Source organism: Bradyrhizobium sp. CCBAU 53351 (genome assembly GCF_015291745.1).
In the GTDB taxonomy this organism is placed as follows: domain Bacteria; phylum Pseudomonadota; class Alphaproteobacteria; order Rhizobiales; family Xanthobacteraceae; genus Bradyrhizobium.
This window is the reverse complement of record NZ_CP030059.1, coordinates 524,783-537,570: the sequence shown is the minus strand read 5'-3', so window position 1 is coordinate 537,570 and position 12,788 is coordinate 524,783. Positions and strand designations below refer to the sequence as shown.

Below are 12,788 nucleotides of genomic sequence, written 5' to 3'. Positions count from 1 at the left end.
AGAACCCCTCACCCGTCTCGCCGCCAGGCGGCGAGCCACCCTCTCCCACAAGAGGAGAGGGGAAGAACGCTACGGCTTGCTCGGATCGAACTTCTTCTCCAGGCCCTTCCAGCAATCCGCGTAGTCATCCTGCAGCGTGGACGCATTCGCCGCATGCGCGGTCACCCGCTGCGGGTAACGCGTCTCGAACATGAAGGCCATGGTCCCCGTCAGCTTCACCGGTTTCAGCTCGCCATTGCTGGCATGCTCGAAGGCGTCGCGATCGGGGCCGTGCGGCAGCATGCAATTGTGCAGGCTCATGCCGCCGGGCACGAAGCCTTGCGGCTTGGCATCATAGACGCCGTAGATCAGGCCCATGAACTCGCTCATGATGTTCATGTGATACCAAGGCGGACGGAAGGTGTTGTCGGCCACCATCCAGCGCTCGGGGAAGATGACGAAGTCGATATTCGCGGTGCCCGCGGTCTCCGAGGGCGAGGTCAGCACCGTGAAGATCGAGGGATCGGGATGGTCGAAGCCGATCGCGCCGACAGGGGAGAAAGTGCGCAAATCGTATTTGTACGGCGCGTAATTGCCGTGCCAGGCGACGACGTCGATCGGCGAATGCGCGAGCTGCGTCTTGAACAGCGCGCCACCCCATTTCACGTAGAGCTCGGTCGGCGTGTCCTTGTCCTCGTAATGCGCGACGGGCGTGAGGAAGTCGCGGGCATTGGCGAGGCAATTGGCGCCGATCGGCCCGCGCTCCGGCAGCGTGAAGGCGCCGCCGTAATTCTCGCAGAGATAGCCGCGCGCCGGCCCGCTCGGAATCTCGACGCGGAACTTGACGCCGCGCGGGATCACCACGATCTCGCCGGGCTCGGCGTCGATGCGGCCGAATTCGGTGACGAGGCGAAGATTGCCCTGCTGCAGCACGAACATCAGCTCGCCGTCGGCATTGTAGAAGTGCTGGTCCACCATCGATTTGGTAATGAGATAGACATGCGCCGCCATGCCGGCCTGCGTGTTGACGTCGCCCGCCGTCGTCATGGTCTGCACGCCCTGGACGAAGGTCACCTCATCCTTCGGCAACGGCGTCGGATCCCAGCGCATCTGCGCGATCGGCAGATCATATTCATGGCACGGCGCCGAGCGCCACAGGCCGGCATCGATCTTCTCGAAGCGGCCGGAATGCTTCACGGAGGGACGGATGCGGTAGAGCCAGGAGCGCTCATTGGTGCCGCGCGGCGCGGTGAAGGGCGAGCCGGAGAGCTGCTCGGCATAGAGCCCGTAGGCGCAGCGTTGCGGCGAGTTGCGCCCGATCGGCAGCGCGCCCGGCAGCGCCTCGGTCTCGAAGCTGTTGCCGAAGCCGGACATGTAGCCCGGCGTGACCTGGGCCGAGCTGCGGATGATCTGATCGGGCGAGGTGTTGATGTTCATGACTATCCTCCTCCTTGCAGGGCGGCCCACATCTCCTGGTCGCGCTTGTCGGTCCAGATCACGGGATCGTCGATCCCCGACGCCTCGTCATAGGCGCGCGACACGTTGAACGGAAGGCAGTGCTCGTAGATGGCGAAGCTGTGGAATTTCGGATCCATCACCTCGCGCGTCGCCGCCATCGATTCCTTCAAGCTGCGGCCCTTGGCGACCGAGATTTCGGCGGCGCCATAGAGCGAGGTGACGAAGTCGCGCGTCATCGCAATGGCCTCGCGTACCGTCGCGGTGCCCTTCAGCGCGTCGCCGCGCCCCGGCGCGATCGCCTTGGGATTGAAATTACGTATCTCGTTCAGCGTCAGCGGCCATTCGCGTAGATGCGCATCGCCGCAATAGCAGGCCGAGTGATATTCGATGAGGTCGCCGGAGAACATGACTTCGGCATCCGGCACCCAGGCGACGATGTCGCCCGAGGTGTGGCCGGCCCCCAACTGCATCAGCCGCACCTCGCGCTTGCCGAGATAGATCGACATCTCGCCTTCGAAGGTCAGCGTCGGCCAGGTCAGGCCGGGGATGCTCTGCGCATCCTGGAACAGGCGCGGGAAGCGGCCATATTCGGAATCCCAATCCTGCTTGCCGCGCTCCTCGATCAGCCGATAGGTCTCCTGCGAGGCGACGATGCCTTGCGCGTGATAGGCGGAGGCCCCGAGCACGCGGACGGCGTGATAATGCGACAGCACGACATATTTGATCGGCTTGTCGGTGACGGCCTTGACGCGCTCGATCACCTTGTTCGCCATCGCCGGCGTCGCCTGCGCGTCGAACACCAGGCAGCCGTCCTCGCCGACGATCACGGCGGTGTTCGGATCGCCCTCGGCGGTGAAAGCATAGAGATCGGTGCCGATCTCGGAGAAGGTGATCTTCTTTTCGGCGAGATCGCCGGTGGATGCGAAGTTCTTCGCCATCATCAGTCCTTTGAGCTTTGCTTTGAGTTCTTGGAGTTCTCAGCGTTATTGCTGCTGCTGTTGTTGCTGCTGGCCGTCGATCATGCGGCGCTTCGCGAGCCCGATCGCCTCGCGCAGCACGTCGATGTCGCCGATATGGTTGGCGAGGATCAGCACCAGCGCCGCATCGAAATCGGCGCTCTGCTCGTCGCTGAGGCCGCGATGCGCTTCGACGATGGCGCGAAAGGCATCGTCGGGGCGCGCGAAATTGGAGCTGGTGGACAACGGCATGCGAAACCTCAATTGAGACCCTGGGCCTGCGACAACGCCGCTGCAATCGCCTCGCCGGTCGGATGACGGAAGCGCGCGGCGACATAGCCGTCGGGCCTGAGCAGATAGGCGGTGCCGGGCGCGGCGTCATAGCGCTTTGCAACAAGGCCCGTGGGATCGGCAAGCCCGCCTTCGCCGCCGATACGAATGGTCTTGACGCCATCGGGCACATCAATCGCTCTGCCATTGCTGAACGAGAGCAAGGTGAAATCCGTTCCGCCCTTGCGGAAGGCATCCGTGAGGTAGGTCTGCTCGGCAACCGGCGCGTCGAGCATGGAGCAGCCGGGAGGCGGCCCGCCGTCCCACACATCGGCATCCGGCGACGACAGCGGCGAATCGTAGCTGCACGGCACCGACAGCCGGCCGCCATTGACCATGCGCTTGCCGAACTCGGTCTCCTTGGCGAGCGACAGCACCGCCTTGCGCAGCCGCGCTTCCTGATGCGAGTTCGGCGCCATGAAATCGGTCGAACGGGTGGATTCGCGGATGTTCTCGTCAGCCGCCATGCTGCGCTCGGCATGGTAGCTTTCGAGCAGGCGCGCGGGCGAAATGCCGCGCAGCACACGGTCGAGCTTCCAGGACAGATTTTCGGCGTCCTCGAGCCCGGAATTAGCGCCGCGGGCACCGAACGGCGAGACCTGATGCGCGGAATCTCCGGCGAAGAGCACGCGGCCATGGATAAAACGATCCATCCGCCGGCACTGGAATTTATAGAGCGAGATCCATTCGAACTCGAACTTGTCGTGACCGAGCATGCGCGCGATCCGCGGCCGCACGTTCTCAGGCTTCTTCTCGACCACGGGATCAGCGTAACGATTGAGCTGGAGGTCAATGCGCCAGACGTCGTCGGGCTGCCGATGCAGCAGCGCGGAGCGGCCGGCATGGAACGGCGGATCGAACCAGAACCAGCGCTCGGTCGGGAATTCCGCCGTCATCTTGACGTCGGCGATCAGGAACTGATCCTCGAACACTTGGCCCGCGAATTCGGCGCCGACCATCTGACGCAGCGAGGACCGTGCGCCGTCGCAGGCGACGACATATTGCGCGTGCAGACGATAGGCGCCCTCCGGCGTTTCGATCGTCAGCGCCACCGAATCGTTGCGCTGCTCCAGCGCCGTCACCTTGTTGCGCCAGCGCAGGTCGATCTCCGGAAGATCGCTGACGCGATCCACCAGATAGGCCTCGGCGTAATATTGCTGGAGGTTGATGAAGGCAGGCCGCTTGTGGCCGTCTTCGGGCAGCAGGTTGAACTGATAAAGCTGCGAGTCGCCATGAAAGATGCGGCCGACGCTCCACACCACGCCCTTGGCGACCATGCGGTCACCGACGCCGAGCCGGTCCCAATATTCCAGCGACCGTTTCGAGAAGCAGATCGCACGGGAGCCCTCGCCGATGCGGTCGGCGTCATCCAGAAGAACGACGCGCTGGCCGCGCTGGGCGAGATCAATCGCCAGCGACAGCCCGACCGGGCCGGCGCCGACAATGACGACCGCATGCTCGGCGGTGCCTTGGCCGTCGCGGTCCTGGTCGGGATGGCGGCGATAGCCGAACTGGGCTTTGGCTTGATGCGGATTGGCCTGCGCCATACGCGAACCTCGGCTATGGTCAGGAGAGCAGCGATCTGCTAGATAGTCTCACGTGCAACTATTTTGGACCGGAGCCGGCCGGCCGTCAACTGAAATTCGGAGCGCTCTCCTTGGCGAGGACATCTGGCGATATCGCAGTGAAGACGCGCGAGGCCGATGAGGCCTCAGGCCGGCGAAAGGCCCGACTCGATCTGTTCAAGTTCGTGCCGTTTCGCCTCAACCGGCTCGCAGCCGAAGTCAGTTCCGCCCTCTCGGTCGAATATCAGGACCGGCATGGCCTCGACATCCCGGCCTGGCGCGTGATCGCCACGCTCGGGTTCCGCAACGATGCCTGCAGCGCGCAGTACATCGCGCAATGCACCCGCACGCACAAATCCACTATCAGCCGCGCGGTGACCACGCTGCTCAACGAGGATCTGATCGAGCGGGTCGAGAACGAAGCCGACCGCCGCGAATTCCGTCTGCAACTGACGATGAAGGGCCGCGCGCTCTACGAGAAGCTGTTCCCGCAATTGCTGCGGCGTGAAGACGAGATCCTCGCCTGTCTCTCCGCGCAGGAGCGCAAGCAGCTCTCGATGCTGCTCGGCAAGATCGAGCAGAGCCTCGATCTGATCCAGACCAGCGAAGAGGCCGACGCGAAGCAGGCGTATTAGCTTTTTTCGTCATTCCGGGTTCGCGCTACGCGCGCCCCGGAATGACAATTCCTATTTCGCAAACGACCGCGACGGCGGCAAATGCAGCGCCCAGGCATCGACCTTGTCGCTGGCCCGCGGATAGATCTCGGTCACGATCGGGTCGTGGCCGGGGATGAACCGATCGGGATGGCCGGCGAGGCGCTCGATCGTCTCCCAACCCACCGCCATGTCGCCGACATTGTAGACGATCGGGAACGGGCTGCGGCGCTGCAGATTGGCGTAGTAATGCGCGGCATCGGACGCCAGCACCACCGGTCCTCGCGCGGTTTCGACCTTGACTACCTGCAAGCCGTCGGAATGGCCGCCGACACGGTGCACGGTGACGCCGGGCGCGACCTCGCCGTCGCCCGAATAGAAAGTGACGCGCTCGCCATAGACATGGCGCACCATCTGCGTGACGTGCTCGACCGAGAACGGATGTCGCAGCAGGCCGTTGCACATGCAGCGTCCCGTCGCATAGGCCATCTCGCGCTCCTGGAGATGGAAGCGCGCATTCGCAAAGCGATCGAGATTGCCGGCATGGTCATAATGCAGATGCGTCACGATGACGTCGCGGATGTTTGACGCCGCGACGCCAAAGCGCTCCAGCGCGTCGACCGGATTGAGCGTCAGCTTGCGCGCCCGCGCGCTCGCCTCCTCGGCATTGAAGCCGGTGTCGACCAGGATGTCGCGGCCGCCCCCGCGGATCAGCCAGACGAAATAGTCGAGGTCCTGCGCCGCGCTGTCATGCGGATCGGGCGCCAGGAAGTTCATGCTGGGGGTGCGCGGCGACATGGTCGCATAGCGCAGGGCGTAGATCTCGTAGGCGTTTCCCATGGTTCTTGCTTTGCTTTTCTGAGGGCGTCTTTACGGGACGACGCTGCGCAGCAAGCCATTGTCCGCAGCAAAGGTCAAACCTTGCGCGCGGCGCAACGGCAGGCGCCCCTTCAATGTGAGACCCCTCACATTTTCATCGGCTTGGTTGCCCTAACGTGCTGCCAACAGGATCGCGTCGAGCACAGCCCATGACAAACCCTTTTATTCCCTTGCGGCGCACCCTTGCGTTGCGGTCAATCGTCGCGATAACGCCGTATCTCCAAGCGGTTGACGCCCCCCGTCCCTGGTTTGATAATGCCTGAAGCGTAAGTTAAGGTCGCCGCGGCGCAAGCTGGAACGGCGCCTTTTTGGCTGGACCGCGCTGATTATGAAAATTCGCTTCTTTTTTCTTCTGCCCTTGCTCGTCTCGCTCGTCCCGACTGCCCCCTCGCTTGCGGCCGGTGACCGTTTTGCGCTGGTCATCGGCAATGCCAAATATCCGGACGCGGATGCCCCGCTGAAGGAACCGATCAACGATGCGCGCGACGTCGCCGACGAGCTCAAGCGCGACGGCTTTGCGGTCGAGATCGGCGAGAATCTGACCGGCGACGGCATGCGCCGCGCCTTCGACAAGCTCTACGCCAAGGTCAAGCCGGGTTCGGTGGCGCTGGTGTTCTTCAGCGGCTTCGGCATCCAGTCGGCACGCCAGAGCTACATGCTGCCGATCGATGCGCAGATCTGGACCGAATCCGACGTGCGCCGCGATGGGTTCAGCCTCGAGACGGTCCTCGGCGAGCTCAACACCCGCGGCGCCGGCGTCAAGATCGCGCTGATCGACGCCTCCAGGCGCAATCCGTTCGAGCGCCGGTTCCGCAGCTTCTCGGCCGGCCTGACCCCGGTCATCGCGCCGAACGGCACGCTGGTGATGTATTCGGCGGCGCTGGCCTCGGTGGTCTCGGACGCCGGCGGCGATCACAGCCTGTTCGTCCAGGAGCTGCTGAAGGAAATCCGCGTTCCCGACCTGATGGCCGAGGAGACGCTAAACCGCACCAAGATGGGCGTCACCAGGGCGTCGCGCGGCGAGCAGGTGCCGTGGATATCCTCTTCATTGGCCGAGGATTTCTCGTTCAGTCCGGGAGCCGGCGGATCGCGTCCGGCACCGAGCGCGTCGCCCGCGCCCCCCGCTCCGCCGCCGGTCGTCGCCAACAACCCGCCACCGGCACCGCCCGCCCCGCCGCCTCCGCCGCCGAAGCCGGCCGACACCGCCGCGGCCCCCGCACCTCCAGCTCCGCCGGCCCCGACGCCGAAGCCGCAGGTCGAGGCTGCATTGCCCCCGCCGCCACCGCCCCCGCCGGTCAAACCGATCGATACCGCTCCGGCGCCGAGCACGGACAGCGGGCCGAGTGCTGCGGCCCTGGCCGACGATCCCACGATCAAGAGCCTGACCACCAAGATTGCGACCAATCCGGATGACGTGAACGCGCTGTACCGGCGCGGCCAGGTCTATGCCAGCAAGGGCGCCTACAATCTCGCCATCAAGGATTTCGACGACACCCTCCGGATCAATTCGAAGGATGTCGAGGCGCTGAACAACCGTTGCTGGACCCGCACCGTTGTCGGCGATCTCCAGGGCGCGCTGAAGGATTGCAACGAAGCGCTGCGGTTGCGGCCGAACTTCGTCGATGCGCTGGACAGCCGGGGGCTCGTCAACCTCAAGTCGGGCGCGGTCAAGAACGCCATCGCCGATTTCGACGCGGCCCTGAAGATCAATCCGCGCCTGACCTCCTCGCTCTACGGACGCGGCCTCGCCAAGCAGCGCAACGGCTCCGCCCAGGAAGGGGCGCTCGATATCGCCAATGCCAAGGCGATGGATCCGAACATCGTTCAGGAATTCGCAAGCTACGGAGTGCGCTAGTATTTTTTTGAGTTGAGGCAGGCGTCGCCTCGAACCCTTGGTGGCCCAGGGAAGACTAACCAACGGATGCCGCAGGCGGCCTTCTCAGGGGGGCTCATTGCTGAAATTTTCGAACCGCGCGAACTGGCCGCGCAGGAGGGACTGGTTATGAAATCGGTTGCAAAGGGACTTACCGCGATCCTGTCCGTCATCACTCTTGCTGTAACTCTTGGCGCCGCCCTGTCGCTGCCGGCCTCGTCCGCCTACGCGGGCGAGGAAAGCAACAGCAAGAACGTCACCGAGGACGACATCGTCCGCGCATTGGCGCCGGCGCAGAAGAAACCCCTGACCCGCGGCCTCTCGATCGCCCCGCAGGCCGACCCCGCACCGAACGCGGCGGAGACCAAGCTGATCCAGTCCGTGCGCGGCCGCTCGACGCGTTCGCTGTCGTCGACCGAGCGCGAGGAGATCGCCTCGGTCGCCAAGGACAAGCCGAACATCGATCTCGAAATCACCTTCGACTACAACTCGGCCAATATCAGCGCCAAGTCGATGCCCTCAGTGCAGGCGCTCGGCCGCGCGCTGACCAGCCCCGACCTCAAGGGCTCGACCTTCGTGGTTGCCGGCCACACCGACGCCGCCGGCGGCGAAGCCTACAACCAGGACCTGTCGGAACGTCGCGCGGATGCGATCAAGCGCTACCTCGTCGACAAGTACAGCATCTCCGCGACCGACCTCGTCACCGTCGGCTACGGCAAGAGCAAGCTGAAGGACCCGAGCCAGCCGATGGCGGAGGCCAACCGCCGCGTGCAGGTCGTCAATATGGAAAACAAGACCACCGCATCGAAGTGAGCACGACGTAATCCTTTTGCAGTGACAAGTCGTGATGTGGTGTAACGTCTCGCTTCCAACGCGCGTCCCGCAGCCTTGCGGGACGCCGCTTCGTTTCAGGGAAACGCTTTTCATGGGCCTCGTGCGGACGGCCGTGAGCCCGGCCAGGATGATCCGGCGATGAATCTCTCCCAATATCTCAAGCCCGCCGGAACCGTGGTGTTCGTCGTCGCGCTCGGCGTCGGCTATTACCTGTTCGAGCATCGCAAGCGCCCCGAGCCGAAGGAGACGCAAAGCGAGGCGCTCGTCATCGTGACGAAGTCGACCAATGCCTGCTTCTCCGATCTCGTGCGCGTGACCGGATTCTTCGTGCCGCGACGCGAGGCCGTGGTCATCGCCGACCAGGAAGGCTCCAAGGTCACCGACCTCCTGGTTACCGAGGGCGCAATCGTCGCCGACAATCAGGAACTGGCGCGCCTCACCGCGCCGCCGCAGATCCCGGGCCAGCCGCAGCGACCCGGCCCGCAAGGTCCGATTTCGCTGAAGGCGCCTGCGCCGGGCCTCGTCACCGAAGTCCGCACCATCGTCGGCGCGCCGGCCTCGCCGCAGGCCGGCCCGATGTTCCGCATCGCCGTCAACAACGAGATCGAGCTCGATGCCCAGGTCCCGGCGGTGCACATGCCCAAGCTCAATTCCGGCGCCACCGTGCGCATCAGCCGCGACGACGCACCCGACCTGATCGGCCGGGTCCGGCTGGTCGCGCCCGAGATCGACCGCGCCACGCAGCTCGGCCGCGTCCGCATCAGCGTCACCAACAATCCCTCGCTGAAGGTCGGCGTGTTCGCGCGCGCCTCGATCGACGCCAAGCGAAGCTGCGGCGTCTCGATCCCCAAGACCGCGATCGACCATCTCACCATTCAGGTCGTCAAGGGCAACACGATCGAGACGCGCAAGGTGCGGGTCGGACTGTCGTCCGACAGCGCCACCGAAATTCTGGAAGGCCTCGACGTCGGCGAAATCGTCGTGGCCGACGCCGGTTCGTCCCTCCACGACGGCGACCAGATCAAGACCATGTTCGCCGATGAACTCGATCGCACGCGGGTACGCTGATGGCTCTCAATATCTCGGCTTGGTCGATCCGCAATCCGCTGCCGTCGGTCGTCTTCTCGATCATCCTGCTGATTCTCGGCTGGGTCTCCTTCACCAAGCTCGCGGTGACACGGCTGCCGTCGGCCGACATTCCCGTGATCTCGGTCGTGGTCTCGCAATTCGGCGCGGCACCCGCCGAGCTTGAATCCCAGGTCACCAAGACGGTCGAAGACGCGGTCTCCGGCGTCGAAGGCGTGCGGCACATCACCTCACAGATCACCGACGGCGTGTCGGTCACCACGATCCAGTTTGCGCTGGAGACCAACACCGACCGCGCCCTGAACGACGTCAAGGACGCGGTGACGCGCGTGCGCTCCAACCTGCCGCAGAACGTCACCGAGCCGCTGATTCAGCGCGTCGACGTGATCGGCCTGCCGATCGTCACCTACGCCGCGATCTCGCCCGGCAAGACGCCGGAGCAGCTCTCGTACTTCGTCGACGACGTGGTCAAGCGCGCGCTGCAAGGCGTGCGCGGCGTCGCGCAGGTCGAGCGCATCGGCGGTGTCGAGCGCGAGATTCTCGTCTCGCTCGACCCCGACCGCCTGCAGGCGATGGGGCTGACCGCGGTCAATGTCAGCCAGAGCCTGCGCGGCACCAATGTCGACGTCGCCGGCGGCCGCGCCGAGATCGGCAAGAACGACCAGGCGATCCGCACGCTCGCGGGCGCCAAGACGCTGAGCGACCTCGCCGGCACCATGATCCCGCTGTTCGGCGGCGGCGAGGTCCGGCTCGACGATCTCGGCACCGTCACCGACACCATCGCGGACCGCCGCACCTTCGCCCGCTTCAACGGCGAGCCGATCGTCGCGCTCGGCATCAAGCGCTCCAAGGGCGCCAGCGACGTCAAGGTGGCCGAGGCCGTGCAGAAGCGCGTCGACGCGCTCAAGGCATCCTATCCCGACGTCGACCTGAAGGTGATCGACACCTCGGTCGAATACACCAACGGCAATTACCACGCGGCGATCTCGACCCTGTTCGAGGGCGCCATCCTCGCCGTCGTCATCGTGCTGTTGTTCCTGCGGGACCTGCGCGCCACCATCATTGCCGCGATCTCGCTGCCGCTGTCGATCTTCCCGGCGTTCTGGGCGATGGACCTGCTCGGCTTCTCGCTGAACCTCGTCAGCTTCCTCGCCATCACGTTGTCGACGGGTATCCTGGTCGACGACGCCATCGTCGAGATCGAGAACATCGTCCGGCACATGAACATGGGCAAATCGCCCTATCGCGCCGCGCTCGAGGCCGCCGACGAGATCGGCCTCGCCGTGATCGCGATCTCGCTGACCATCATCGCGATCTTCGCGCCCGCGAGCTTCATGTCGGGCATCGCCGGACAGTTCTTCAAGCAGTTCGGCATCACCGTCTCGGTGCAGGTGTTCTTCTCACTGCTCGCCGCGCGCTTCGTCACGCCGGTGCTGGCCGCCTACTTCCTCAAGCATGGCCATCACGAGGAGCCGCCGCCCGGGCGCATCCTGCGGTCCTATCACCGCATCGTCGCCTGGTCGGTGAGACACTATTTCATCACGGTGCTGATCGGTTTCGGCGTGTTCGCCGCCTCGATCTGGAGCATCACGCTGCTGCCGCAGGGCTTCCTGCCGGCGCAGGACAGCGCGCGTTCGCTGATGGCCCTCGAATTGCCGCCGGGCACCCAGCTCGCCTACACCGAAAAGGTCACCGAGGACATCGTCGCGCGCCTGCGCAAACGGCCCGAGGTGAAGAGCATCTTCGTCGACGGCGGGCGCGTCCCGCCGGGTACGCAAGAAGTCCGGCGCGCCGCACTGATCATCAACTACACGCCCAAGGATGCCCGCGACATCACCCAGCGCGAGCTGGAGTTCTCGATCAGCCAGGAACTGGAGAACATCCCCGACATCCGCTTCTGGTTCCTCGACGAGAACGGCCTGCGCGCCATCTCGCTGGTCGTGACAGGCGTCGACGCCAACATCGTCAACAACTTCGCGAGCGAGCTCGCGACGCAGATGAAGCGGATTCCGACCATCTCCAACGTGATCTCGGAAACCACGCTGGAGCGGCCCGAGTTGCGCGTCGAGCCGCGCGCCGATCTCGCCGCGCGGCTCGGCGTCTCGACCGAAAGCCTGTCGCAGACCATCCGCGTCGCCACCATCGGCGATGTCGGGCCCGCGCTCGCCAAATTCGACGTCGGCGACCGCCTGGTGCCGATCCGCGTGCAGCTCGAGGACGCCGCCCGCGGCAATCTGAAGACGCTGGAGCAGCTCCGCGTGCCGCTCGGCGAGCATGGCGAGAAGGGCGGCGTGCCGCTCTCGGTCATCGCCGACGTCAAGCTCGACCAGGGTCCGACCAGCATCAACCGCTACGACCGCGAGCGGCAGGCGACGGTCGCCGCCGATCTCGTCGGCTCGGCCGCGCTCGGCGACGCCACCAAGAAGATCTACGATCTGCCGGTGATGAAGAGCCGGCCAAAGGGCGTGAAGGTCTCGCCCTCCGGCGACGCCGAGAGCCTGAACGAGCTGTCCGACGGCTTCGCCACCGCGATCACGGCCGGCCTGATGATGGTCTACGCGGTGCTGGTGCTGCTGTTCGGCACCTTCCTGCAGCCGATCACCATCCTGTTCTCGCTGCCGCTCTCGATCGGCGGCGCCATCGCGGCTCTGCTCCTCACCGGCAAGCAGCTCACCACGCCGGTGTGGATCGGCATCCTGATGCTGATGGGCATCGTCACCAAGAACGCGATCATGCTGGTGGAGTTCGCGATCGAAGCCATTCACGCCGGCAAGCCGCGCGACGAGGCTATGATCGACGCCGGCATGAAGCGCGCCCGCCCGATCGTGATGACCACGATCGCGATGGCCGCGGGCATGATGCCGAGCGCGCTCGCGGTCGGCGCCGGCGGTGAGTTCCGCTCGCCGATGGCGCTCGCGGTGATCGGCGGCCTGATCTTCTCCACCATCCTGTCGCTGGTGTTCGTGCCCGCGATGTTCATGGTGATGGACGATTTCGGCGCCCTGATCTGGCGCTTCGCCAAGCGGCTGATCGTGCACAGCGAGGACGCCGAGGTCACCGGGCATCACGGAGCGGCCCCTGCAGAAGCGGGGCCGGCGCCGAAGACCATCGTGCATCCTGCGGCGGAATAGGATTCAAAAGGCCACGCTCGTGCACTGGAGGAAGACGAGCGGTT

The 12,788-nt window shown here is 65.0% G+C and carries 10 protein-coding genes; 5 read left to right on the top strand and 5 right to left on the bottom strand.

Going from position 1 to position 12,788, the window contains the following annotated elements; all coding sequences use genetic code 11:
* Positions 1–69: 69 nt before the first annotated feature.
* The 4 genes from hmgA to XH83_RS02545 are packed head-to-tail and all read right to left on the bottom strand — an operon-like array spanning position 70 to position 4,270.
* Positions 70–1,416 carry a homogentisate 1,2-dioxygenase gene (gene hmgA, locus XH83_RS02560; protein WP_194405533.1) on the bottom strand — a complete coding sequence of 449 codons (1,347 nt, stop codon included), beginning with the start codon at positions 1,414–1,416 and terminating at the stop codon, positions 70–72.
* 2 nt (positions 1,417–1,418) lie between these two features.
* A complete protein-coding gene (locus XH83_RS02555; protein ID WP_194405532.1) occupies positions 1,419–2,375 on the bottom strand; it encodes an MBL fold metallo-hydrolase in 957 nt (318 codons plus the stop codon).
* A 45-nt stretch (positions 2,376–2,420) separates the two neighbouring features.
* On the bottom strand, positions 2,421–2,645 hold the full coding sequence (locus tag XH83_RS02550) for a DUF2783 domain-containing protein (protein WP_194405531.1): 225 nt from the start codon (positions 2,643–2,645) through the stop codon (positions 2,421–2,423).
* Between the two features lie 8 nt (positions 2,646–2,653).
* Positions 2,654–4,270: an FAD-dependent oxidoreductase gene (locus tag XH83_RS02545; RefSeq protein WP_194405530.1), complete on the bottom strand. Its 1,617-nt coding sequence runs from the start codon at positions 4,268–4,270 to the stop codon at positions 2,654–2,656.
* Between the two features lie 110 nt (positions 4,271–4,380).
* Between XH83_RS02545 and XH83_RS02540 the strand changes: the two genes are divergently transcribed.
* Complete coding sequence (locus XH83_RS02540) at positions 4,381–4,923, top strand: MarR family winged helix-turn-helix transcriptional regulator (RefSeq protein ID WP_194405529.1); 543 nt, start codon at positions 4,381–4,383, stop codon at positions 4,921–4,923.
* A gap of 51 nt (positions 4,924–4,974) precedes the next feature.
* On the opposite strand, the gene XH83_RS02535 is transcribed toward XH83_RS02540, so the two are convergent.
* Positions 4,975–5,781, bottom strand: a complete 807-nt coding sequence (locus XH83_RS02535) for an N-acyl homoserine lactonase family protein (RefSeq protein WP_194405528.1) — start codon at positions 5,779–5,781, stop codon at positions 4,975–4,977.
* A 367-nt stretch (positions 5,782–6,148) separates the two neighbouring features.
* On the opposite strand from XH83_RS02535, the gene XH83_RS02530 reads away from it, so the two are divergent.
* From XH83_RS02530 to XH83_RS02515, 4 genes are all read left to right on the top strand, one after another.
* Positions 6,149–7,675: a caspase family protein gene (locus tag XH83_RS02530; RefSeq protein ID WP_194405527.1), complete on the top strand. Its 1,527-nt coding sequence runs from the start codon at positions 6,149–6,151 to the stop codon at positions 7,673–7,675.
* Between the two features lie 147 nt (positions 7,676–7,822).
* The gene (locus XH83_RS02525; protein ID WP_194405526.1) at positions 7,823–8,506 is read left to right on the top strand and encodes an OmpA family protein; all 684 of its coding nucleotides are present in this window, start codon (positions 7,823–7,825) and stop codon (positions 8,504–8,506) included.
* A 159-nt stretch (positions 8,507–8,665) separates the two neighbouring features.
* A complete protein-coding gene (locus tag XH83_RS02520) occupies positions 8,666–9,595 on the top strand; it encodes an efflux RND transporter periplasmic adaptor subunit (RefSeq protein ID WP_194405525.1) in 930 nt (309 codons plus the stop codon).
* Positions 9,595–12,744 carry an efflux RND transporter permease subunit gene (locus XH83_RS02515; protein ID WP_194405524.1) on the top strand — a complete coding sequence of 1,050 codons (3,150 nt, stop codon included), beginning with the start codon at positions 9,595–9,597 and terminating at the stop codon, positions 12,742–12,744. The genes XH83_RS02520 and XH83_RS02515 overlap by 1 nt, the downstream gene beginning before the upstream one ends.
* The last annotated feature ends 44 nt before the right edge of the window (positions 12,745–12,788 follow it).

What these genes read in the sequence shown, in the direction of transcription:
- XH83_RS02555 (WP_194405532.1), bottom strand. Translation starts at nt 2,375, where the DNA reads ATGGCGAAGAACTTCGCATCCACCGGCGATCTCGCCGAAAAGAAGATC.
- XH83_RS02525 (WP_194405526.1), top strand. Translation starts at nt 7,823, where the DNA reads ATGAAATCGGTTGCAAAGGGACTTACCGCGATCCTGTCCGTCATCACT.
- XH83_RS02545 (WP_194405530.1), bottom strand. Translation starts at nt 4,270, where the DNA reads ATGGCGCAGGCCAATCCGCATCAAGCCAAAGCCCAGTTCGGCTATCGC.
- XH83_RS02530 (WP_194405527.1), top strand. Translation starts at nt 6,149, where the DNA reads ATGAAAATTCGCTTCTTTTTTCTTCTGCCCTTGCTCGTCTCGCTCGTC.
- XH83_RS02550 (WP_194405531.1), bottom strand. Translation starts at nt 2,645, where the DNA reads ATGCCGTTGTCCACCAGCTCCAATTTCGCGCGCCCCGACGATGCCTTT.
- hmgA (WP_194405533.1), bottom strand. Translation starts at nt 1,416, where the DNA reads ATGAACATCAACACCTCGCCCGATCAGATCATCCGCAGCTCGGCCCAG.
- XH83_RS02520 (WP_194405525.1), top strand. Translation starts at nt 8,666, where the DNA reads ATGAATCTCTCCCAATATCTCAAGCCCGCCGGAACCGTGGTGTTCGTC.
- XH83_RS02535 (WP_194405528.1), bottom strand. Translation starts at nt 5,781, where the DNA reads ATGGGAAACGCCTACGAGATCTACGCCCTGCGCTATGCGACCATGTCG.
- XH83_RS02515 (WP_194405524.1), top strand. Translation starts at nt 9,595, where the DNA reads ATGGCTCTCAATATCTCGGCTTGGTCGATCCGCAATCCGCTGCCGTCG.